Annotated in this window: 19 protein-coding genes and 1 pseudogene; 12 read left to right on the top strand and 8 right to left on the bottom strand. The window is 65.0% G+C overall.

Annotated features, from left to right (window positions below):
* Nucleotides 1-19 precede the first annotated feature (19 nt).
* Nucleotides 20-730 (bottom strand): DNA helicase, encoded by a 711-nt coding sequence (locus LB529_RS13150; protein WP_224711305.1) that lies wholly within the window; start codon nt 728-730, stop codon nt 20-22.
* Nucleotides 731-1,013: 283 nt separating this feature from the next.
* Here LB529_RS13150 and LB529_RS13145 point away from each other — a divergent pair, with 283 nt between their 5' ends.
* Nucleotides 1,014-2,012 carry a murein L,D-transpeptidase catalytic domain family protein gene (locus tag LB529_RS13145; protein ID WP_224711304.1) on the top strand — a complete coding sequence of 333 codons (999 nt, stop codon included), beginning with the start codon at nt 1,014-1,016 and terminating at the stop codon, nt 2,010-2,012.
* Nucleotides 2,013-2,021: 9 nt separating this feature from the next.
* Here LB529_RS13145 and LB529_RS13140 read toward each other — a convergent pair whose 3' ends face one another.
* Nucleotides 2,022-2,471 carry a GatB/YqeY domain-containing protein gene (locus LB529_RS13140; RefSeq protein WP_224711303.1) on the bottom strand — a complete coding sequence of 150 codons (450 nt, stop codon included), beginning with the start codon at nt 2,469-2,471 and terminating at the stop codon, nt 2,022-2,024.
* 260 nt (nt 2,472-2,731) lie between these two features.
* Here LB529_RS13140 and carA point away from each other — a divergent pair, with 260 nt between their 5' ends.
* Entirely contained in the window at nt 2,732-3,937 is a 1,206-nt protein-coding gene (gene carA, locus LB529_RS13135) for a glutamine-hydrolyzing carbamoyl-phosphate synthase small subunit (RefSeq protein WP_095766618.1), read from the top strand.
* A gap of 14 nt (nt 3,938-3,951) precedes the next feature.
* On the opposite strand, the gene LB529_RS13130 is transcribed toward carA, so the two are convergent.
* The 3 genes from LB529_RS13130 to mntR all read right to left on the bottom strand — a co-directional run bounded on the left by LB529_RS13130 (nt 3,952) and on the right by mntR (nt 6,916).
* A complete protein-coding gene (locus LB529_RS13130) occupies nt 3,952-5,220 on the bottom strand; it encodes a TCR/Tet family MFS transporter (protein ID WP_224606266.1) in 1,269 nt (422 codons plus the stop codon).
* Between the two features lie 164 nt (nt 5,221-5,384).
* Nucleotides 5,385-6,305, bottom strand: coding sequence for a neutral zinc metallopeptidase (locus tag LB529_RS13125; protein WP_224606262.1), 921 nt, complete (start codon nt 6,303-6,305; stop codon nt 5,385-5,387).
* A gap of 155 nt (nt 6,306-6,460) precedes the next feature.
* The gene (gene mntR, locus LB529_RS13120; protein WP_224543103.1) at nt 6,461-6,916 is read right to left on the bottom strand and encodes a manganese-binding transcriptional regulator MntR; all 456 of its coding nucleotides are present in this window, start codon (nt 6,914-6,916) and stop codon (nt 6,461-6,463) included.
* 223 nt (nt 6,917-7,139) lie between these two features.
* Here mntR and LB529_RS13115 point away from each other — a divergent pair, with 223 nt between their 5' ends.
* The 4 genes and pseudogenes from LB529_RS13115 to LB529_RS13100 form a co-directional block, all read left to right on the top strand.
* The gene (locus LB529_RS13115) at nt 7,140-8,498 is read left to right on the top strand and encodes an Nramp family divalent metal transporter (protein ID WP_224711302.1); all 1,359 of its coding nucleotides are present in this window, start codon (nt 7,140-7,142) and stop codon (nt 8,496-8,498) included.
* A 78-nt stretch (nt 8,499-8,576) separates the two neighbouring features.
* Entirely contained in the window at nt 8,577-9,377 is an 801-nt protein-coding gene (locus tag LB529_RS13110) for a protein-L-isoaspartate O-methyltransferase family protein (protein WP_411962493.1), read from the top strand.
* 153 nt (nt 9,378-9,530) lie between these two features.
* The gene (locus tag LB529_RS13105; protein WP_224711300.1) at nt 9,531-10,181 is read left to right on the top strand and encodes a dihydrofolate reductase family protein; all 651 of its coding nucleotides are present in this window, start codon (nt 9,531-9,533) and stop codon (nt 10,179-10,181) included.
* Between the two features lie 80 nt (nt 10,182-10,261).
* Nucleotides 10,262-10,900: pseudogene (locus tag LB529_RS13100) on the top strand (glutathione S-transferase family protein); the annotation flags it as partial.
* A 16-nt stretch (nt 10,901-10,916) separates the two neighbouring features.
* On the opposite strand, the gene LB529_RS13095 reads toward LB529_RS13100, so the two are convergent.
* A complete protein-coding gene (locus tag LB529_RS13095) occupies nt 10,917-11,783 on the bottom strand; it encodes a LysR family transcriptional regulator (protein ID WP_224711299.1) in 867 nt (288 codons plus the stop codon).
* Between the two features lie 99 nt (nt 11,784-11,882).
* Here LB529_RS13095 and LB529_RS13090 point away from each other — a divergent pair, with 99 nt between their 5' ends.
* A complete protein-coding gene (locus LB529_RS13090; protein ID WP_224530528.1) occupies nt 11,883-12,482 on the top strand; it encodes a LysE family translocator in 600 nt (199 codons plus the stop codon).
* 177 nt (nt 12,483-12,659) lie between these two features.
* Here the strand turns inward: LB529_RS13090 and LB529_RS13085 are convergent, their stop codons facing one another.
* The gene (locus LB529_RS13085; RefSeq protein ID WP_224711298.1) at nt 12,660-13,454 is read right to left on the bottom strand and encodes an SDR family NAD(P)-dependent oxidoreductase; all 795 of its coding nucleotides are present in this window, start codon (nt 13,452-13,454) and stop codon (nt 12,660-12,662) included.
* A gap of 189 nt (nt 13,455-13,643) precedes the next feature.
* On the opposite strand from LB529_RS13085, the gene LB529_RS13080 reads away from it, so the two are divergent.
* Nucleotides 13,644-14,108, top strand: a complete 465-nt coding sequence (locus LB529_RS13080) for a MarR family winged helix-turn-helix transcriptional regulator (RefSeq protein ID WP_224711297.1) — start codon at nt 13,644-13,646, stop codon at nt 14,106-14,108.
* A 31-nt stretch (nt 14,109-14,139) separates the two neighbouring features.
* On the opposite strand, the gene LB529_RS13075 is transcribed toward LB529_RS13080, so the two are convergent.
* Entirely contained in the window at nt 14,140-15,318 is a 1,179-nt protein-coding gene (locus LB529_RS13075) for an MFS transporter (protein ID WP_224707071.1), read from the bottom strand.
* 193 nt (nt 15,319-15,511) lie between these two features.
* Here LB529_RS13075 and LB529_RS13070 point away from each other — a divergent pair, with 193 nt between their 5' ends.
* The 4 genes from LB529_RS13070 to carB all read left to right on the top strand — a co-directional run bounded on the left by LB529_RS13070 (nt 15,512) and on the right by carB (nt 21,285).
* Entirely contained in the window at nt 15,512-15,868 is a 357-nt protein-coding gene (locus LB529_RS13070) for an ArsR/SmtB family transcription factor (protein WP_140838528.1), read from the top strand.
* A 37-nt stretch (nt 15,869-15,905) separates the two neighbouring features.
* A complete protein-coding gene (locus LB529_RS13065; RefSeq protein ID WP_224711296.1) occupies nt 15,906-16,715 on the top strand; it encodes a metallophosphoesterase family protein in 810 nt (269 codons plus the stop codon).
* On the top strand, nt 16,699-17,487 hold the full coding sequence (locus tag LB529_RS13060; RefSeq protein ID WP_224711295.1) for an SH3 domain-containing protein: 789 nt from the start codon (nt 16,699-16,701) through the stop codon (nt 17,485-17,487). Before LB529_RS13065 ends, LB529_RS13060 begins: the two co-directional genes overlap by 17 nt.
* 294 nt (nt 17,488-17,781) lie before the next feature.
* Nucleotides 17,782-21,285 (top strand): carbamoyl-phosphate synthase large subunit, encoded by a 3,504-nt coding sequence (gene carB, locus LB529_RS13055; RefSeq protein ID WP_224636541.1) that lies wholly within the window; start codon nt 17,782-17,784, stop codon nt 21,283-21,285.
* Nucleotides 21,286-21,355 lie beyond the last annotated feature (70 nt).

Below are 21,355 nucleotides of genomic sequence, written 5' to 3'. Positions count from 1 at the left end.
GAAGCGACACTGATCGCTCTCAAGTCGCCTGAAACCGGATTTCGCCCTTGTTCAGGAAACAGGCTTTGTCGAACAGCGACAGGTCGAGGGGGTTCGGCAGCCGGATATCGCCGATATCCGGGAACGCTTTCCGGGCGCAATCATATGACCTGTCGACCTGCGAGATGAAGATGAGCACCAGTCCGCGTTCCCGGGCAAACGACTTCAAGGCGCGTATCTGGACCATGAGTTCCGGATTCTCCCGCTTCTGGTCGAGCAGTTGCAGATAGTCGATGACCGCCAGCGTGCCGCGCGGCGCCGACCGCAACGCCTCGATGATGTAGGTAGCGCTGATGGCGTCCGAATTGTCGAACTCGAACAGGCGGTTGAAATCGGCCGGGTCGACGCCGATGTCACGGAACCGATCGAGGATATCGGCATGCATGTATTCCAGGGTGAAGAATACGGCGCGACTGCCTTGCTTCATGGCTGCCACGGCAAGCTCGAGGCTCATCAGCGTCTTGCCCTGCCCCGGCCGCGCCGCCACGAGGACCATGTCGCCGGGGATCAGCCGCGCCAACAGGGCGCCGGCTGGCGCAGCCTCGGCGGCCTTGGCCGCAAGCAGGCTCCAACTGCCGAAGCCTTGCTTGGCGGCAACGCGGTCGAGCGCCTGGTGGAGGGGCACATTTCCGCTGCGGGACAGAAGCCGCGCCTGGCGCTTCAGATGATAGACGGGTGCGGAAAACCGCATCGAAAAACCTCCTGCCGCGAGCAGTCTTGACAACCCCTCCTTATGTCTGGCGCTCGAACAGTTGGTTCGGTGATAAACTGCCCTGCATGAACGATGCTTCCCGACGGAGGGAGGAGGCGTGGGCGCGCCGGAATCAGATCATAGCTCAATCGAGGCGGGCCGAAAATCCGACCTCCAAAAGGCGTCGCTAAACTAGAAGTGTTTCGCCGATGCGTGCGAGACCTTCTATAATCGTCCATGCTGATTCACGGGTACGAGACATTTCGGCGGGAGGGGCAAGAGGGTGCGGTTGAGATCTGTTCCGCGGGGCGCAACCATCTTCTGCCTTGTCGCGATCCTGGCCGCCCTGACGGCATCGGTCAGCTCTTTTGCGGCCTTGCGGCCGTCGACCGTTCCCGACTGGTTGCAGCGCCATGTCGGCGATGGCGAAGGCCAGATCTCTCAGGTCGTGCTGGAGCGGGCGCGCGCGCTCTACCAGAAGAAGGTCAGCGAAGGTTCGGTCAGCAACCCCTGCTACTTCGCCATGGATGCCACGCGTCCCGCGGATTTGGGCAACAGCGTGCCTGGCCAGCGCTACTACATCATTTGTGAAAGCAAGCAGCTCTTCCGCGCGGTTTCCTCGGGCCATGGCGGCGGACGCAACCTGAAAGGCGTTGCCGATTTCTCCAACGGCAGGCGCTGCGCCAAGAATTTCGGCAACGCCATGGACTCGGCGCTGACGGCCGGCGGCGCCTATATGACGGCCGAGACCAAGACGTCCTTCAAGGGCTACTATCGTGTCGGCGCGCAGAACGCGGTGTTCATGCGCAGCTTCATCCAGTTCGACGGCGAAGGCGAGGCGGCGAACGCCAGACAGCGCGTGATCGGCGGCCATCCGGCCGCGATCTTGAAGGGCCTGTGCATGCGCAAGAGCCCGCAAAGCTCCTATGCCGACCATGACGGCCTCGTTCCGTTCGGCAAGCTGGTGAACTATGCCGGCGGCCGCAGCAACGGCTGCACCAGCTGGTCGCCCGCCGACGCCGAGCAGATCATCCCCCTCGTGAAGAACAACCCGACGACGCTCTACATCTATCCGGAATCGCGCGACATCGCCGCTGTCGCCCGGGCCAAGGCTGCCGGCCAGGCGCTCTCAAGCGCGGGCACTTATTGGAACGCCTCCTGCCTGAAGGAGATCGGCACTCCCAAATTCTGGCCGAAGAAGATGCTGGAGCCGATCATCGCCCAGTACAAGAAGGATCATCCGGCACCACCGCCGCAGCCGGTGCCGATCTGCAAGGACTGACACCGTCGTCTATTGCAGCAACCCCTTGATGATGGCGCTCGCCTTGGCGAAGTCCATCTGGCCGGCATATTTCTGCTTCAGCGCGCCGATCACCTTGCCCATGTCCTTCTGGCTGGCCGCGCTCGTCGCCGCGATCGCCTCGCGCGCCGCAGCCTGGATCGCGGCGTCGTCGAGCTGCGTCGGCAGGAACTCGCGGATGATCGCCATCTCGCTGCGCTCCTGCGCCGCCAGCTCCGGCCGCTTGCCGTCCTCGAAGGCCTTAGCCGATTCCTCGCGCTGCTTCACCATCTTGGCGAGAATCTGCAGGATCTCCTCCTCGCTCGCCGGCGGCTTTCCGGCGCCGCGATTCGCGATGTCGCGGTCGTGGATGGCGGCCTGGATCAGCCGCAGCGTCGGCAGGCGGTGCTTGTCCTGCGCCTTCATCGCGCTCTTCATGGATTCGGCGATTTTCTCGCGCATCGTGCTTCTCCTTCGAATGCGGCGGACAATAGCTTTGCCGAACGGCCAACGCAAATCCCGCCAAGCCGCTGATATTGCTGGACGAAAGCAAATCGGCCGTGGTCCGGGGGCGCCGCATTGACCGCTCCGGCGCGTTCGCCTATGTACTCGGTCCTGCATGAGACAATGAGTTGACGCGTGGGAGCCGGGCAATCCAGCTTCGCGCCTTGCTGCGCAAATGGTCCTCCCGACCGACTGCCGCGCCTGACAGGAGTGCCGCCATGGCCACGACCACCGCCCCGTGGGCAACCGAAAAGCCGACCGCCCTTCTGGTGCTCGCCGACGGCACGGTGATCGAAGGCCGCGGCCTTGGCGCCACGGGATCGGCGGTTGCGGAAGTGTGCTTCAACACCGCGCTGACCGGTTATGAAGAAATCCTCACCGATCCGTCTTACGCCGGCCAGATCGTCACCTTCACCTTCCCGCATATCGGCAATGTCGGCACCAATGACGAGGACATCGAGGATTTGCATCCAGCCGCCCGCGCCGGCGCTGTCGGCGCCATCTTCAAGGCCAACGTCACCGACCCGTCCAACTATCGCGCCGCCGGCCATCTCGACCAGTGGCTGAAGCGGCGCGGCATCGTCGCGCTGTCCGGCATCGATACCCGCGCGCTGACTGTGCTGATCCGCGAAAAGGGCATGCCCAATGCTGTCATCGCGCATGCGCCCGACGGCGTCTTCGACATCGAGGACCTGAAGCGGCAGGCCGCGGCCTGGTCGGGTCTGATCGGCCTCGATCTCGCCAAGGAGGTCACGTCGGGCCAGTCTTCGGTCTGGCGCGAGACGCCCTGGATCTGGAACGAAGGTTATGGCGAGCGGAGCGAGCCTTCCATGCACGTCGTGGCCGTCGACTATGGCGTCAAGCGCAACATCCTGCGCCTGCTTGCGGGTCTCGGCGCCAAGGTCACCGTCGTGCCGGCCAAGACCGGTGCCGAGGAGATCATGGCCATGCAGCCGGACGGCATCTTCCTGTCGAACGGCCCCGGCGATCCGGAAGCGACCGGCGAATATGCCGTGCCGGTGATCCAGGATCTCTTGAAGACCGACATCCCGGTGTTCGGCATCTGCCTTGGCCATCAGATGCTGGCGCTGGCGCTCGGCGGCAGGACCGAGAAGATGCACCAGGGCCATCACGGCGCCAACCATCCGGTCAAGGACCACACCACCGGCAAGGTCGAGATCGTCTCGATGAACCACGGTTTCGCCGTCGACGCCGACTCTCTGCCCGAAGGCGTCGAGGAAACCCATGTCTCGCTCTTCGACGGCTCGAATTGCGGCATCGCCCTGACCGGCCGTCCAGTGTTCTCGGTCCAGCATCATCCCGAGGCCTCGCCCGGCCCGCAGGATTCGCATTACCTGTTCCGGCGCTTCGTCAATCTGATCCGCGAACGCCGCGGCGAGGAAGCGCTGGCCGAACGCGCCTAGCCCAAGCAGCCGGCCTAAGCAGCGTCCGTCACCGGCTCCTGCGTGTGCATGCGCTCGACTTCCTTCGGCGTCGGCTTGGCAACTTTCGTCACGAAGACGATCACCGCCAGCGTCAGGAAAATTGCGCCGAGCACATAGGGAGCGCCGCCGAACACGACCGGCGCCGCCGGGCCCGTGAACCAGGAAAATATCGCGGTGTAGAGCAGCGGCGTGATGATCGAGGTGATCGAGAAGATCGAGGTCATCGCGCCCTGCAATTCGCCCTGCGCCGAGGGCGGCACCTTGGCGGCGGCGAGGCTTCTGAGCGGCGGATCGGCCAGCGCCTCCAGGCAGCCGGCCACGATGACCGCATAAATCATCCAGCCTTGCGTCGAAAACGCATAGCCGAAGGCGCTGAGCGCGGTGAAGGTCAGGCCGATCGCCGCCGTCCTCCACTCGCCGAGCTTGGGAATGATCCGCGGCAGCACCGTCGCCATGATGATCGCCCCGCACAGGCCGAAGGCGCCGAGCGAGAAGCCGATCTGCTGCTGGTTCCAGCCATAGCGGTAGTTTGAAACGAACGCCCAGACCGCCGGATACATCATATGGCCGAGCGTCATCAGGAAGAACACCAGCCCGATCCAGCCGATGCCGGGATAATTGCGCATCTGCATGAGCGTGCCGACCGGATTGGCACGCTTCCATTCGAAACGGCGACGATGCTTTTCGTCCAGCGTCTCCGGTAGCAGGAACATCGCGATCAGGAAATTCACGAAGGCAAGCGCGGCCGCGAAATAGAACGGCACGCGCGGCCCGAACGTGCCGAGCAGACCGCCCAGCACCGGGCCGATGACGAAGCCGACGCCGAAGGCGATGCCGAGTAGGCCGAAATTCTTCGCCCGGTTCTCGTCGTTTGAGATGTCGGCGATGAAGGCGGATGTCGTCGAATAGCTGGCGCCGGAAACACCGGCGAGCACGCGGCCGATGAACAGCATCGGATAGGACCAGGCGATGGCGCAGATCAGGTTGTCGATGGAAAAAGTCAGCACCGAGGCAAGCAGGATCGGCCGCCGGCCGAAGCGGTCGCTTAAGCCGCCCATGATCGGCGCGAAGACGAACTGCATCGCCGCATAGACGAAGAACAGCCAGCCGCCCTCGATCGCGGCCTGGCTGACGCTGACGCCGCTCAGTTCCTCCAGATAGGCCGGCAGCACAGGCATGATGATGCCGAAGCCGATGATGTCGAGCAGCAGCGTGGTGAAAACGAGCGCAAGGCCCCGCCTGGCGGTTTTGGGGTCGATCATGATGATAATCTCCTCAGGCCGCCCGGGGCAAAGGCGGGAGGCATCTTATAGGCGACGTCGCCGACAGGAACAATACGCGAACGAAGGCAATTGCCTCATCCTGACATCACTTGCCAGCCGCGTTGATCGCCGATCCTAGCCGCCAAAGAAGCGGCAGGGCCGCGTCAGATCGGACCGCCCATCGTGTTGCAGTCGGACAGCTTGCCGCTCTTTATGCCGCGCGCCAGCCACGTCTGCCGCTGCTGCGAGGTGCCGTGGTTGAAGCTTTCCGGCACGACATAGCCCTGCATCCTCTTCTGCAGCGTGTCGTCGCCGATCTGCTTGGCCGCGTTCAGCGCGCTTTCGATATCGCCCTGCTCCAGGATGCCCTTCTGCTGCGTGTAATGTGCCCAGACACCAGCAAAGCAATCGGCCTGAAGCTCGACGCGCACCGACAGCTGGTTGGCGTCGGCCTCGCTCATGCCTTGCCGCATCTGGTTGAACTTGCCCATGATACCGGTGAGGTTCTGCACATGGTGGCCGACCTCATGCGCCACCACATAGGCACGGGCGAATTCGCCGGACGCGCCGAACTGCTGGTCGAGCTGCTGGAAGAAGGTCATGTCGAGATAGACCTTGCGATCGCCTGGGCAGTAGAACGGCCCGGCCGCCGCCGAGGCGAAACCACAGGCCGAACGGACCTGGCCACTGAACAGCACCAGCTTGGGATCCTGGTAGGTCAGCCCTTCGGACTTGAAAATGCCGGTCCAGGTGTCCTCGGTATCGGCAAGCACGGTCGCGACGAACTGCTTCATCTCGTCATTGGCGGGGGCGTTGCCATTGTCCTGTGTGTCGGAGATCTGGCCGCCGTCTCCCGGCACCAGGCCGCCGCTGCCGTCACCCAGGATCTGCGATGGATCGAAGCCGAAATACCATCCCGCGAGCACGACAAGGATAACCAGGATGATGCTGCCGCCGCCACCGGTACGGCCGCCGATGGGGATGCGGAACTGGCCACCGCCGCCCAATCCGCCGCCAGGCCCGCCGCCGCTGTCGCTGCGTTCGTCTTCGATGTTGTCGCTCTGACGACGGCCTCTCCAAAGCATGGCAACTCCTCGCGACAGGAATGTCCTAGAGGGACCGGCATGCCACCGCCCCCCTGCAGACAATTATCGCAACGAATACGTCAAGTCAGTATTTTTCGCGAGGTCGAAACCGACACTTTGCGTCCTGCAGCGCTATTCTCGTATCGAGCCCGAGCTCAACGAGCGGAGGTCATCGCCCGGCGGAAAGCTTCCAGCGTTTCGGCGCTGACATGGTGCTCGATGCCCTCGGCGTCGATGCGCGCCGTCTCGGCGCTGACGCCGAGAGAGCGCAGGAAGGCCTCGACCGTCTGGTGGCGGATGCGGCTTTCCTCGGCGACCCTGCGGCCGGCCTCGGTCAGGAACACACCCCGATAGGGCTTTCGCGACACCAGCCCGTCGGCGCACAGCCTGGTCAGCATCTTTGCCACCGTCGGCTGCGCGACGCCGAGCCTTGCCGCGATATCCACCTGCCGCGCCTCATTGCCGTCCTCGATCAGGTCGGCGATCAGCTCGACATAGTCTTCGACCAGCGCGCTACGGCGCGCCTCGCGTGTCTGCCGGAAACCCGCCGAATGGATTTCGGCATCGGGAAGCGGCTCTTCGCGTCGAACCGGTTTGTTCCTCAGCGCCAATCCGCGCTCCTCCTTGAATCGGGACCGCATCCATAGCACGAACCCCTGATGGTCCGGCCGTTTATTTGCATTCCCGCTCATGCGCAACCGGCGTTTGCGGCAGCCCGCCGCCAGCCTTGTCTCGGCTCATCACGAAAGCATGATCAATGAAATATAGCATATTGCATAATGTTGAGCCATGGCGTAGATAAGAGGCACGTTCGACAATTCCAGCGGAAATCCCATGTCCGATGCCGATGCAGCAACCGTAGCCCGACCCGCATGGCGATTCGACAGGCCCGACGAAGAGCAGCCGAGCCTGCGCGAGGTGAACGCCTCGATCGCGGTGCCGCGGACCGGCGTCTGGTTCCGCCGCCTGTTCGCCTTCATGGGGCCGGGCTACATGGTCTCGGTCGGCTATATGGACCCAGGCAACTGGGCGACCGACCTCGCCGGTGGCGCCCAGTTCGGCTACACGCTGCTTTTCATCATCATGCTGTCGAACCTGATGGCGATCCTGCTGCAGGCGCTTGCCGCGCGTCTCGGCATCGCCACCGGCCGCGACCTCGCCCAGGCCTGCCGCGCCTATTATCCGCGCCCGGTCAATCTGCTGCTCTGGATCGCCTGCGAGCTGGCCATCATCGCCTGCGACCTCGCCGAGGTGATCGGCACGGCGATCGCGCTGCAGCTTCTGTTCGGCATCCCGCTGATCGGCGGCGCCATGCTGACCGCGCTCGATGCTTTCCTTGTGCTGCTGCTGATGAACAAGGGCTTCCGCTATCTCGAGGCCTTCGTCGTCGCGCTGCTGATCATCATCTTCGGCTGCTTTGCCATCCAGATCTTCGTCGCCGCGCCGCCGGCCGGCACGATCCTGCATTCGATGTTCGTGCCATCGCCGGAGATCGTCACCAATCCGGCGATGCTCTATATCGCCATCGGCATCATCGGCGCGACAGTCATGCCGCATAATCTCTATCTGCATTCCTCGATCGTGCAGACCCGCGCCTATGAGCGGACCGATGCCGGCAAGCGCGACGCTATCAAATGGGCGACGACGGATTCGACCATCGCGCTGATCCTGGCGCTGTTCGTCAATGCGTCGATCCTGATCGTCGCGGCGGTCGCCTTCCACGATACCGGCCATCACCACGTCGCCGAGATCGGCCAGGCCTTCGAGCTGCTCTCGCCGCTGCTCGGCCTGGGCATCGCCTCGATCCTGTTCGCCGTCGCGCTGCTTGCCTCCGGCCTCAACTCGACTGTCACCGCGACGCTCGCCGGCCAGATCGTGATGGAAGGCTTCCTGCGCCTGCGCATCCCGCAATGGGCGCGGCGCCTGGTAACGCGCGGCATTGCCATCGTCCCCGTGGTGGTCGTCACAGCACTCTATGGCGAGAAGGGAACCGGCCAGTTGCTCGTCTTCAGCCAGGTGATCCTGTCGATGCAGCTGCCTTTCACGGTGGTGCCGCTGGTGCAGTTCGTGTCGGACAAGAAGAAGATGGGCAATTTCGCCATACCGCGCGGCGTTGCAGTGTTGGCCTGGGTGGTTGCCGCCGTCATCCTCGTTCTCAACTTCAAGCTCCTCTACGACACCTTCGCCGGCTGACCGCGACATTCGCGCCGGCCGCGCTATCTTCGCGCCATGGCCAAACCGGACGAAGCCCGCAGATTCTACGCCAGGCTGATGGCTGCGCACGCCCGGTCGGCCGATCCACGCATCGAGGAGGTGTTCGCCGCGGTGCCGCGCGAGGCCTTCCTGGGTCCGGGGCCATGGACCGTCTTTGCCGGCGAAGGCCGGTTCCAGACGCCGAGCGCCGATCCTGGTTACATTTACCAGAATGTCCTCGTCGTGCTCGATGCCGACAAGGGCATCAACAATGGCGAGCCGATGCTGCACGCGATGTGGCTCGGCAAGGTCGAGCCGAAGCCGGGCGAGCACGTTACCCATATCGGCGCCGGCACAGGCTATTACACGGCGCTGCTGGCGAGGTTGGTCGAGCCGGGCGGCGGCGTCACCGCCTTCGAGATCGAGGCCGATCTTGTCGCGCGCGCCAAGGCGAACCTCGCCCGGTACCGCAACATCGAGGTGATCCACGGCGACGCCGTCGCCAACCCTTTGCCGCCCTCCGACATCGTCTATGTCAATGCCGGCGTCGTCGCGCCGCCCGCCGCGTGGCTGAAAGCGCTGAAGCCCGGCGGCCGCATGATCTTTCCGTGGCGTCCCTCCGAAACCGTCGGCCTTGCGGTGCTCGTAATGCGCCTGGAAAACGGCTTTGCCTGCCGGCCTTTCATGGGCTCCTGGTTCATCCCTTGCGTCGGCGCCTCCACTGCCGAGCCGGGCGCAAAAATACCGACACGTGAGCGCGCCGCGCGTACCCGCTCGATCTGGCTGAGGAAAGACAAGGCGCCCGACCGCACTGCCACCGCCGTCTTCGGCGAGGTCTGGTTCTCGTCACGCGCCATTCGCGTCGACGACACGCGCTAGAAATTCGCGGGGCCGTGTCGGAGAGCAGCCTTGCCGTTCGTCCTTGGAGCAATTCCAGGAAAAGTGCGAAGCGGTTTTCCGTCAGGAATTGCGTCGAATGCTTTAGGCAGAAATCCGGCCGCGACGGCGCGGATCGTGAAAGGGAGAAGACAGATGCGCAAGATCATCGCCGCCACATTCGTTAGCCTCGACGGCGTCATGCAGGCGCCGGGCGGGCCGGAAGAGGATCCGGTCGGCGGCTTCAAATTCGGCGGCTGGACCTTCCATTATTTTGACGAGGTCGCAGGCGCGGCCATGGAGGAAATGTTCTCCAAGCCGTTCGACCTGCTGCTCGGCCGCAGAACCTACGATATCTTCGCCGCATACTGGCCGTATCAGAACGATCCGATCGCGGCTGTCTTCAACCCCGCGGTCAAATATGTGGCGACGCACCGGCCGGATACGCTGACCTGGCAGAACACGCAGTCGCTCGGACCGGATGTCGTTGCAAGGCTCAAGGAGCTCAAGCAGGAAGATGGACCCGACCTGCTCATCCAGGGATCGGGCAATCTGATCCAGACCCTGCTCGCCAACGGGCTGATCGACGAGATCCGGCTGATGACCTTCCCGCTGCTGCTGGGCAAGGGCAAGCGGCTGTTCGGCGACGACGCGATGCCGGCGGCCTTCAAGCTCGTCAAATCGCAGGCTTCCACCACCGGCGTCATCATGGCGACCTATGAGCGCGGAGGCAAAATCCGTACGGGCTCGTTTGCCCAGCAGGAGCCTTCGGAAGCCGAGCTCGAACGGCGCAAAAATTGGAAGTAGCACAAAGCTGTCGCGCGGCGGGCAGACCCGCCGCGCATTGCCTCTCTTTCGAACGACGATTGAACGGTCAGGAGCCGCCAATGATGCCCACGATCACCGCCTTTGAACGATCGCCCGATGGCGGCAGAGGGCTCGCGCGCGACATGCACGTGCGCTGGGCGCTCGAGGAAGTCGGCCAGCCCTATGATATTCGCCTCGTTTCGTTCGATGCGATGAAGCAACGCGCGCATCTTGCGATCAATCCCTTCGGCAGTATCCCGACCTATGAAGAAGGCGATCTCGCCCTATTCGAGTCAGGCGCGATCGTCCTCCACATCGCGGTGCGTCACGCGGGCCTGTTGCCCGATGATGCGAACGCCCGGGCGCGCGCGGTCGCCTGGATATTCGCCGCGTACAGCACAGTGGAGCCGCCGATCCTCGACCGCGCGGCGGCCGTGATCATGGAGCGCGACGCGAGGTGGCACGACGAGCGTCTGCCCCTGGTCGACGACCGCATCCGCAAGCGGCTGGCCCAGCTCTCCCACCATCTCGGCGACAGCGACTGGCTCGATGGCGCCTTCAGCGCCGGTGACCTTGTCATGGTGGGCGTGCTGCGCCGGCTGCAAAGATCGGGACTGCTGAACGAATTCCCGAACATTGCCGCCTATGTCGCCCGCGGCGAGGCGCGGCCGGCCTTCAAGCGCGCTTTCGACGCGCAATTGGCGGTCGCCATGGCAGCGAAAGGCCGACGCCGCGTCACGCCGCCTGCCGATAGCGGGAAAGACCTTCGCGGATATAGCTGGCAAAAGCCTTTGCGGCCGGGGCGGCGGCATGTTTCGGCAGATGCAGGTTGACGGAGAAATTCGGCAGCGCCGGAAGGCCGGCGTCTGACAATATGTCGAGATCGGCCGGAACCGTCGAGGCAAGCCATGCGGTCACCGCGAGGTCCGAGCGCACCGTCGCTGTCGTGGCATCGATGTTGCCGTTCTCGAACACTGTGCGCCAGTCGAGCCCGTGTTCGCCAAGTGCGGCCAGCACCGCCGGTCGGAAGGCGCAGGTGTCGGCGACGATCGAAACCGGCAGCGGCCGCTTCAGGCGTGCCGTCCCGGCTCTGGCGCCGACCCAGACCAGCCGGTCGACGAGCAGGCATTCGCCAAGGGTCGGGCCGACACGCTCCTCGATGACGGCAAGGTCGATGGTGCCCGCCGCCAGGGCCGCCGCGAGTTCCGGCGAGGACGCGCAGATCAGCGAAATCTCCACCTGCGGATAGGCTTCCGCATAGGCCTTCAGCACGGGCGCGAGCAGCGTGCCGACAAGGTCGTAAGGTACGCCGATCCGCACCTCCCCGGCAACCGCCCTTCCCCTGATCTCGGCAAGGATCTCGTCATTGAGCTGCAGCAGGCGGCGGGCTTTGTCGAGCAGCCGCTCGCCCACCCGCGTCAGCCTCAGGCCGCGGCGGTCGCGCTCGAACAGGCTCTGGCCGAGCACCTCCTCCAGCCGCTTGATCTGCTGGCTGACGGCGCCTTGCGTCAGGTGAAGCGCATTAGCGGCCGCCGTCATGCTGGCCTTGTCGGCGGTGGTGACGAAGGTGCGGATAAGGGTCATGTCGAGATCGCGGATCATGCCTGGTATTATAATCGCTAATGCAAACCATACCAAACATTGCATTTACTGATGCTGCCAAGCGCCTAAGCATGTCTGCTCCTCGATTGGGAGGCCCGCATGTCCGACACCATCATCCCGCTGGTCCTGTTCGCGCTGATCTCGACCTCGACGCCCGGCATCGCCACGACGTTGTCGACCGCGTCGGGCGCACAATTCGGCTTTCGCCGTTCGGTGCCGCTGATGGCCGGCAGCGCCGCGGGGCTGGCTACCGTGGCGGCCGCAGGCGCGGCAGGCCTGGCTGGACTTCTGGCCGCCATTCCATCCCTGCAGCTTGCCATGAAGATCGCCGGCTCGCTCTATCTGATCTGGCTGGCGATCAAGATCGGCCGCAGCGGGCCTCCCAACCTCGACATCAGCATGGCCAGGCCGAACAGCTTTTTCGGCGGCGCCGGCATCCAGTGGATGAATCCGAAAGGCTGGGCGATGGGGCTCGGCGCCGCCGCATCCTTCGCGGCACTGGCGGATGGTCCGTTGCAGCTTGCGCTGCTGCTGGGTGCCGTGTTCGGGCTGACGGCAGCCTTTTCGCTGTCGCTGTGGTGCGTGGCGGGAACCCTGCTTGCCCGTCTGCTCAAGACGGAGCGCCAGTGGCGCGCGCTCAATATCGTGCTCGGCCTGTTGCTGGCCGCCTCGATCCTGCAGATGTGGCGGCCGGTGTAGTGCTGTTCCTCGCCCCCACGAAGGTGGGGGAGAGGTGGCTCGGCGAAGCCGAGACGGAGAGGGGACTGGCGCCGCCCTGACCAAGGATCCGGCGACGAACTCGCCCTATGAAAGCCCCCTCTCCGGCCGCTTCGCGGCCACCTCTCCCCCACTCCGTGGGGGCGAGGAACCTAGTTCTCAGACCGCGTAGCGCGCCGCCGGCTTGCCGGAGAACAGGCTCCCGAAGAACTGGTTCCGGGCACCGAGATAGGTGGCCAGCCCAGCCGCATCGGCAAGGCCGGGCGCGGTGACGGTCTCGCCCTGAGCGAACCCGGCAAGCGCCGCGTCGACCAGATCGTCGGCGCTCATGATCCAGTCCGGATTGATCCCGTCAAGGCTGATTCCGGAGACGTCCCACAACTCGGTGCGGACCGGTCCGGGCACGACGGACTGGACTTTCACATTGGTGCCGGCAACTTCCTTCTGCAGCGCTTCCGTGAAGTTGGCGACATAGGCCTTGGTGCCGCTGTAGATACCGCCGACGGCGATGCCATAGGCAACGACCGAGGTGATGTTGATGATCCCGCCGCGATTGCGCGCAAGCAGGCCGGGCAGCACCGCGCGGGTCAGCCGGGTCAGCGCCACGACATTGACCTTGATCATGCGCTCGGCCGCGTCGGCATCGGCGTCGGCGATCGTCTCCAGGCCACCCACACCGGCATTGTTGACCAACAGCGTCACGCTGTCATCCGCCGCCACCGCCTGCTCGACGCGGCGCAAATCGGCATCGACCGCGAGGTCGGCGATGATCGTCTCGATCTTGCGGCCATAGGCATAGGCCAGCTTGTCCGCCAACTCCCGCAGCCGGTCGGCGCGCCGCGCCACCAGCACCAGATCGTATCCCTGCCCTGCCAGCCGGTCTGCATAGACCGCGCCTATGCCCGACGACGCGCCGGTGATGACAGCCGTGCCCTTATTGTCCTTCGTGCTCATTGTCCTGTTCCTTTGTTCGCTTCGCTTGGCCCAGCGCCGACCATCCGATCATCTGCCGGGCTTCTGATCCGAATTAGTGGCATATGCCGCTTTCTGCGAAGTAGGTATATGCCACTATCTTGTCAACGGCGGCGGCGAAAACTATTTCTGCAGCAGGCTGGCGCGTCGACGCGCCGGCGAGGAGTGATCATGACCGAAGCTCACAAGCCCGGATTCAGCGACTGCAACAACGCCACGCTGCGCCGTGCCGCGCGCAGTCTCGGCCGCTTCTACGACGACGCGCTGGCGCCTTCGGGCCTGAAGAGCACGCAGTTCGGGCTGCTCTTTCAGATCCACATCAGCGACGAGCCGGCAATGGGCACCATCGCCGAAGCGCTGATCATGGATCTGTCCGCGCTCGGCCATACGCTGAAGCCGCTGATCCGCGACGGCTATGTCCAGACCTTCCCCGACAAGGACGACCGCCGCGTCAAGCGCGTGCGGCTGACGCCGCGAGGACAGACCAAGCTCGACGAGGCGCTCAAGCTGTGGAGCGTCGCGCAGCGGCAGTTCGAGAAAAAGGTTGGCGCGGAGCACGCGGCAAAGCTGCGCGCGGCGCTGGACGCGGTGGCTGATCTCGATCTGGAAATGCCGACGGTCGCTCCTTCGCTCTGAAGAAGCGTCCGCCGATCAGGCTTTGAAACCGTTACTCGGCCGGCATCGCCACGGGGCGGGCCAACATCCGGCCGGCGAGCACGACGCCCAGCCCGACGATCGGGAACACCGCGGCGATCAGGCCGAGATCGGCCGGGGCGCCGAAGCGCAGCACTGCGGCGCCAACCACCGCGCCCAGCGCGACGCCCAGATAGAGCGCCGAGGCGTTGAGCGACAGCACGATCGGCGCAGCGTCGGGCGCCAGCTTGATGATGCGGCTCGCCTGCGCCGGCGGGAAGGCCCAGCCGACAATGCCCCACGGCACCATCATACCCATCAGCGCCGGCCCGGCGATATGATGCGGCAAGAAGGTCGGGATCACCGAGAAGGTGGCGAGCATCGCGGCGGAGAGCGCCAGCGACCAGGCGACGGTTCGGGTGGCGCCGAAGCGGTCGGCGGCCTGCCCGCCGGCGATATTGCCGATGACGGCGCCGACGCCGAAGGCGAGCAGCATGCCCGGCAGCGCGATCGGAGAGAGCCCGCCGCCTTCTATGGCCAAGGGCGCGATGAAGGCAAAGACCGTGAAGGCTCCGATCAGCGCCAGCACCGTGGTCAGCAGGATCGGCATCACGCCGGGCCGCACTGCCGCCGCCAGCCGCGCCCTCAGCGGCAGCTTGGTGCCGACGATGCCGCGCGGCAACCGGTACCACAGGATCGCACCGGCCAGCGCGCCGAGCCCGGCAATGGCGAAGAACGTGCCGCGCCAGCCGGCAATGGCCGCGACCAGCGCGCCGAGCGGCGCGCCGACGGCAACCGCCACAGTGGTGCCGCCGACGACGACGGCGATGGCGCGCGCCCGGTGGTGGTCGTCGACCAGTGCCACTGCCGTGCCTTGCGCGGTCGCCGCGAACAGGCCGGACGACAGCGCCATCACGATGCGGGCGATCAAAAGCACCTCGAAGGAGGAACTGAGCGCGGCAGCAACATTGCCAAGGACGAAGAACACCAGCGTCCACAAGATGACGCGCCGCCGGTCCCATTCCCCGGTCAGCGTCGCCAGCACCGGCGCGCCGAACGCATAGGCGAGCGCGAAGGCGGTGATCAGCGAGCCGGCGAGCGGCACGGAGATGCCGGCGTCAGTGGCGATGTCGGGAAGAAGGCTGGAGATGACGAAGCCCTCGGTCGAGATCGCGAACGATCCGAGCGCAAGCCAGAAGATCCGCTTGTCCATGGGGAACTGTCCTTAGTTCAAAAGTTATTGAACAATTGGACATAACAGGGCATGATGTCAACCGAGCCGGGAGAAAATAGCTGAACCCTGCTGACAGCCCTGTGTCAGGAAGGGCCGAAAGGAAGAGGCTATGTCTGTCGGCAGAAAAGGAAGCCGCGTTGAAGTTCGTGCCGTTTGTGCTTAATTCTGGGCCATGAGCCTGCCCCATCCAACCGCCGACCAGATCAGCCTGCCGATCGTGCTCGCCGTGCTCGGCGACCCGACCCGGCTTGCCATTGTCCGCTATCTGGCTCGCAAGGAAGGCGTGCCGATGAACTGCAGCAAGTTCCTCGACCTCGCCTCCAAGACCAATCTCAGCTACCACCTCGCCAAGCTGCGCGAGGCAGGCGTCACCCGCAGCGAGGCGGCAGGCACCAGCCGGCTTATAACGCTGCGCCGCGACGACCTCGACAAGCGCTTTCCCGGCCTGCTCGACAGCGTGATCGCCGCGGCTGACGGCGACAAGGATCTGCCGGCGGTCGGCACCTCCGAGATGGAACTCGAGGCCTGATTGCGGCGCTGACGAAATTGCCTGTCATGGAGCTCTCATGCGCATCGCCGTAGTGGCCGACATCCACGGCAACGTGCTCGCCTTGGACGCTGTGCTCGACGATCTGAACCAGCGAGGCGGCGCCGACATCATCGTCAATCTCGGCGACTGCGTGTCTGGCCCGCTCTGGCCGCGCCAGACGATGGAACGGCTGCAGGCGCTCAATCTGCCGACGGTGCGCGGCAATCACGACCGCCGAGTCGCCCAGGACGTGGCCGATGAAGCCATGTGGCCGTCCGACCGCTACGCCCAGGAGCGGTTGACTGCGCCGCAGCGCGCGGCGTTGCTCGCCCTGCCGCTCATATTGGAGATCGTGCCCGGCGTCATAGCCTTCCACGCCCGGCCGGACCATGACGAAAAATACCTCGCCGACGCCATTGTCGACGGCCAGTTGGTGCGCGCGCCGCTCGCCGCGATCAGGCGCCGGCTGAAGCCGCTCGATCCGGCCTGCCGCCTCGTGCTGTGCGGCCACAGCCATCGCAACGAGCTGATCCGCATCCCCGACGGTCCGGTCATCTTCAACCCCGGCAGCGTCGGCTGCCCCGCCTATGACGATGACACGCCGCCGGCGCATGTCTCCGAGCAAGGCTCGCCGCATGCCCGCTACGGCATCGTCGAGCTGGACGTGCCCGGCCGCGCCGACCGCTTCGAGGCGATCGCGGTGGACTACGACCATGAAGCCGCCGCAAAGCAGGCCGAACAGGCGGGACGGCCAGAATGGGCACACGCGCTGCGGACCGGATTTATGAGGATTGAGCGGAGTTCATATCCCGATCGAGCGGAGCCTATGCATGAAGCGCAGGGTTAGGCTCCCATCCACGCTGCTCTTCGTCGCTCCATTGCTGGCGGCGGCCCTGCCGGCCATGGCCCAGGATGCGCCGGGACCGATCGTTTCGATCATCGGCGGCCTGGCGCCCGACGATCTCCTCAACATCCGCGTCACCGCTTCGCCGAGTGGAAAGGTGGCGGCGCGGCTGCCAAACGGCACGGCAGTCAAGAATTTCGGCTGCAACGTCGTCAACGGCTATCCCTGGTGCAAGGTCGAGGATACGCAGGACGCGCATATCGTCGGTTGGGCGCCCGCCCGCTATCTCAGCCCCAACAACCCTGCGCCGGCACCTGAAGATGCCGCCGCGCCGGCGGCCGCGGCAATTGCGCCTCAACCTTCCGAGGAGCCGCAGCCTGATATAGCGGCGCGCCTGGGCGGCGGGGAGCCGGCCGAGCCGCCATCTGCGGCCGAGATCGGCAGGACCGCGATGCAGGACGCGTATGCTCTCGCCTTCGCGGCCTCGGCCAGCGCCGGGTCCGACACCCCGGACGCCGGCATCCCCTGCGCCCGCCATGTCGGCCAGCCGATGACCCGCTGCGAAATCAGTGTCGCGCATGAGGGCGGCGACAGCGTCGCGACCGTGACCTGGCCGGACGGCGGCACGCGCCTCATCAATTTCCACGACGGCAAGCCCGCCGGCTCCGACTCCTCCGACGAATTCCGCTTCACCCGCGAAGGCAGCCTCAACATGATCCGCATCGGCGTTTCCGAGCGCTTCGAGATCACGGATCAGGTGGCAGTAGGGCACTAGGGGAGTAGGGGAGTAGGGGAGTAGGTTCGCAACACGGAGAACACGGTTGGGAATACTCCCCTACTGCCTACTGCCTACTGCCTACTGCCTACTGCCTACTGCCTACTGCCTACTCCCTACTCCCTACTCCCCTACTCCCCTACTCCCCTACTCCCCTCATTTTCGGGGTTACATCCGCCAAAACTCTTCCCTATAAGGCCCTCCTAGCCTGATACCAGAATCGCAAGCACAACCGGCCGGGTCCTTCCCGCCCGGTTTTTCGTGCAAGCTGCTCGCCGAACGGAACCCGTAGACATGCCAAGACGCACCGACATCAAGTCGATCCTGATCATCGGGGCCGGCCCCATCGTCATCGGCCAGGCTTGCGAGTTCGACTATTCCGGCACCCAGGCCTGCAAGGCGCTGAAGGAAGAGGGCTTCCGCGTCATCCTGGTCAACTCCAATCCGGCCACCATCATGACCGATCCGGAGCTGGCCGACGCCACCTATATCGAGCCGATCACGCCCGAAGTGGTGGCCAAGATCATCGCCAAGGAGCGGCCGGACGCGCTGCTGCCGACCATGGGCGGCCAGACCGCGCTCAACACCGCGCTGTCGCTGCGTCGCATGGGCGTGCTCGAGCGCTATCAGGTGGAGATGATCGGCGCCGACGCGGCAGCCATCGACAAGGCCGAGGACCGCGCGCTGTTCCGCGAGGCGATGAGCAAGATCGGGCTGGAGACGCCGAAGTCGATGCTGGCCAACGCCACCGACGTCAAGAACGCCGACCGCAAGACGCATGAGGCCGAGCGCGCCGCGCTGAAGGCGGAACATCCCGAAAACCTCGACGCCGCCCTCGACGCGCTGGAAACCCGCTGGAACCTCGGCGAAGGCGACCGCAAGCAGCGCTATATCAGCCATGCCATGGCGATCGCCGCCCAGGCGCTCGACCATGTCGGCCTGCCGGCCATCATCCGCCCCTCCTTCACCATGGGCGGCACCGGCGGCGGCATCGCCTACAACCGCGCCGAATTCTACGACATCGTCCAGTCCGGCCTCGACGCCTCGCCCACCACCGAGGTGCTGATCGAGGAGAGCGTGCTCGGCTGGAAGGAGTACGAGATGGAGGTCGTCCGCGACAAGGCGGACAATTGCATCATCATCTGCTCGATCGAGAACCTCGATCCGATGGGCGTGCACACCGGCGACAGCATCACCGTCGCGCCGGCGCTGACCTTGACCGACAAGGAATACCAGATGATGCGCAACGCCTCGATTGCGGTGCTGCGCGAGATCGGAGTCGAGACCGGCGGCTCCAACGTGCAGTTCGCCGTCAACCCGGCCGACGGGCGCCTCGTGGTCATCGAGATGAACCCGCGCGTCTCGCGCTCCTCGGCCCTTGCCTCCAAGGCCACCGGCTTCCCGATCGCCAAGGTCGCGGCCAAGCTTGCGGTCGGCTACACGCTGGACGAGCTGGAGAACGACATTACCGGCGGCGCGACGCCGGCTTCGTTCGAGCCGACCATCGATTACGTGGTGACGAAGATACCGCGCTTCGCCTTCGAGAAATTCCCGGGCGCCGAGCCGGTGCTGACCACTGCCATGAAGTCGGTGGGCGAAGTGATGGCCATCGGCCGCACTTTTCAGGAATCGCTGCAGAAGGCTTTGCGTGGACTGGAAACCGGCCTGACCGGCCTGGATGAGATCGAGATTCCGGGCCTTGGCCACGGGAGCACCGCCGCCAGCCACACCGACGACCGCAACGCGATCCGCGCCGCGCTCGGCACGCCGACGCCGGACCGGCTGCGCATGGTGGCGCAGGCGATCCGCATGGGCACCTCGCTGGAAGACGTGCACGCCATGTGCAAGATCGACCCGTGGTTCCTCGAGCAGATCGCCGGCATCATCGCCATGGAGGAACGCGTCCGCGAGCACGGCCTGCCGCAGGATGCCGTCAATCTGCGCATGCTGAAGGCGATGGGCTTTTCCGACGCCCGCCTCGCCTCGCTGACGAAGACCGACGCGGAAGCGATTCAGAAGGCAAGGCAAAAGCTCGACGTTCATCCAGTCTACAAGCGCATCGACACCTGCGCGGCCGAATTCGCCTCGCCGACCGCCTATATGTACTCGACCTATGAAGTGCCCTTCGTCGGCGAGCCCGCCAACGAGGCGCGCGTGTCGTCGCGCAAGAAGGTCGTCATCCTCGGCGGCGGCCCGAACCGCATCGGCCAGGGCATCGAGTTCGACTATTGCTGCTGCCACGCCGCCTTCGCATTGCGCGACGCCGGCTATGAAGCGATCATGATCAACTGCAACCCGGAGACGGTCTCGACCGACTACGACACCTCCGACCGGCTCTATTTCGATCCGCTGACGGCGGAGGACGTGCTGGAGATCCTGCGCGCCGAGCAGGCCTCCGGCGAGCTGGTCGGCGTCATCGTCCAGTTCGGCGGCCAGACGCCGCTGAAGCTGGCCGACGCGCTGGAGAAGGCCGGCATCCCGATCCTCGGCACGTCGCCCGACATGATCGACCTAGCGGAGGACCGCGACCGTTTCCAGAAGCTCTTGCACAAGCTCAACCTCAGCCAGCCGAAGAACGGCATTGCCTACTCGGTCGAGCAGGCCCGCCTCGTCGCCGGCGAGCTCGGCTTCCCGCTGGTGGTGCGCCCGTCCTATGTGCTCGGCGGCCGCGCCATGCAGATCATCCATGACGAGGGCATGCTGCAGACCTATCTGCTCGACACCGTGCCCGGCCTGGTGCCGGAAGACATCAAGCAGAAATACCCCAACGACAAGACCGGCCAGATCAACACGCTGCTCGGCAAGAACCCGCTGCTGTTCGACACCTATCTCTCCGGCGCCATCGAGGTCGATGTCGATTGCCTGTGCGACGGCAAGGATACTTTCGTCTCCGGCATTCTGGAGCATATCGAGGAAGCCGGTATCCATTCGGGCGATAGCGCCTGCTCGCTCCCCGTTCACTCGCTGCCCTCCGACCTCGTCGACGAGCTGGAGCGCCAGACGGCGGCCCTGGCCCGCGCGCTCAATGTCGGCGGCCTGATGAATGTGCAGTATGCGATCAAGGACGGCACGGTCTATGTGCTGGAGGTCAACCCCCGCGCCTCGCGCACCGTGCCCTTCGTCGCCAAGACCATCGGGCGTCCGATCGCCAAGATCGCCGCCCGCATCATGGCCGGCGAGACGCTTGAAAACGCCTTCGCCCATTACGGCGCCATGCCCGACGCGCGCAATCCGGGCCACATCGCGGTCAAGGAAGCCGTCTTTCCCTTCGCCCGTTTCCCCGGCGTCGACATATTGCTCGGCCCGGAGATGCGCTCGACCGGCGAGGTGATGGGCCTCGATCGCGATTTCGCGCTGGCCTTCGCCAAGAGCCAGCTCGGAGCCGGTGTCGATCTCCCCCGCTCCGGCACGCTCTTCGTCTCGGTGCGCGACGAAGACAAGAAAGGCATCCTGCCGGCGGTAAAACGCCTCGCCGGCCAGGGTTTTAAAGTGCTCGCCACCTCCGGCACCGCCCGCTTCCTCGCCGAGAACGGCGTGACGGCCGAAAAGATCAACAAGGTGCTCGAAGGCCGCCCCCACATCGAGGACGCCATCCGCAACCGCCAGGTCCAGATCGTCTTCAACACCACGGACGGCCAGAAGGCGGTGTCGGACTCGAAGTCGCTGCGCAGGGCAACGCTGATGCAGAAGGTGCCGTATTACACGACGCTGTCGGGTGCGGCGGCGGTGGCGGAAGCGATTGCTGCGTTAAGGGCGGGGAACCTGGAGGTTCGGCCGCTGCAGGAGTATTTTGGTTGAGCGGATAGCCGTTCTCTTCCGGCGCCGAGTCGGATGATGAGTGTTCCAGCTTGGTAGGCGCGCCGTAGAC

This window comes from Mesorhizobium sp. CA5, from assembly GCF_020165105.1.
Lineage (GTDB): Bacteria > Pseudomonadota > Alphaproteobacteria > Rhizobiales > Rhizobiaceae > Mesorhizobium.
Note: the sequence above shows the minus strand (reverse complement) of the source record. Positions and strands in the feature narration are given on the sequence as shown.

What these genes read in the sequence shown, in the direction of transcription:
- LB529_RS13110 (WP_411962493.1), top strand. Translation starts at nt 8,577, where the DNA reads ATGGCTGCGCACGCCCGGTCGGCCGATCCACGCATCGAGGAGGTGTTC.
- LB529_RS13105 (WP_224711300.1), top strand. Translation starts at nt 9,531, where the DNA reads ATGCGCAAGATCATCGCCGCCACATTCGTTAGCCTCGACGGCGTCATG.
- carB (WP_224636541.1), top strand. Translation starts at nt 17,782, where the DNA reads ATGCCAAGACGCACCGACATCAAGTCGATCCTGATCATCGGGGCCGGC.
- LB529_RS13090 (WP_224530528.1), top strand. Translation starts at nt 11,883, where the DNA reads ATGTCCGACACCATCATCCCGCTGGTCCTGTTCGCGCTGATCTCGACC.
- LB529_RS13115 (WP_224711302.1), top strand. Translation starts at nt 7,140, where the DNA reads ATGTCCGATGCCGATGCAGCAACCGTAGCCCGACCCGCATGGCGATTC.
- LB529_RS13085 (WP_224711298.1), bottom strand. Translation starts at nt 13,454, where the DNA reads ATGAGCACGAAGGACAATAAGGGCACGGCTGTCATCACCGGCGCGTCG.
- LB529_RS13070 (WP_140838528.1), top strand. Translation starts at nt 15,512, where the DNA reads ATGAGCCTGCCCCATCCAACCGCCGACCAGATCAGCCTGCCGATCGTG.
- LB529_RS13080 (WP_224711297.1), top strand. Translation starts at nt 13,644, where the DNA reads ATGACCGAAGCTCACAAGCCCGGATTCAGCGACTGCAACAACGCCACG.
- carA (WP_095766618.1), top strand. Translation starts at nt 2,732, where the DNA reads ATGGCCACGACCACCGCCCCGTGGGCAACCGAAAAGCCGACCGCCCTT.
- LB529_RS13140 (WP_224711303.1), bottom strand. Translation starts at nt 2,471, where the DNA reads ATGCGCGAGAAAATCGCCGAATCCATGAAGAGCGCGATGAAGGCGCAG.
- LB529_RS13065 (WP_224711296.1), top strand. Translation starts at nt 15,906, where the DNA reads ATGCGCATCGCCGTAGTGGCCGACATCCACGGCAACGTGCTCGCCTTG.
- LB529_RS13060 (WP_224711295.1), top strand. Translation starts at nt 16,699, where the DNA reads ATGAAGCGCAGGGTTAGGCTCCCATCCACGCTGCTCTTCGTCGCTCCA.
- LB529_RS13075 (WP_224707071.1), bottom strand. Translation starts at nt 15,318, where the DNA reads ATGGACAAGCGGATCTTCTGGCTTGCGCTCGGATCGTTCGCGATCTCG.
- LB529_RS13125 (WP_224606262.1), bottom strand. Translation starts at nt 6,305, where the DNA reads ATGCTTTGGAGAGGCCGTCGTCAGAGCGACAACATCGAAGACGAACGC.
- LB529_RS13130 (WP_224606266.1), bottom strand. Translation starts at nt 5,220, where the DNA reads ATGATCGACCCCAAAACCGCCAGGCGGGGCCTTGCGCTCGTTTTCACC.
- LB529_RS13150 (WP_224711305.1), bottom strand. Translation starts at nt 730, where the DNA reads ATGCGGTTTTCCGCACCCGTCTATCATCTGAAGCGCCAGGCGCGGCTT.
- LB529_RS13095 (WP_224711299.1), bottom strand. Translation starts at nt 11,783, where the DNA reads ATGATCCGCGATCTCGACATGACCCTTATCCGCACCTTCGTCACCACC.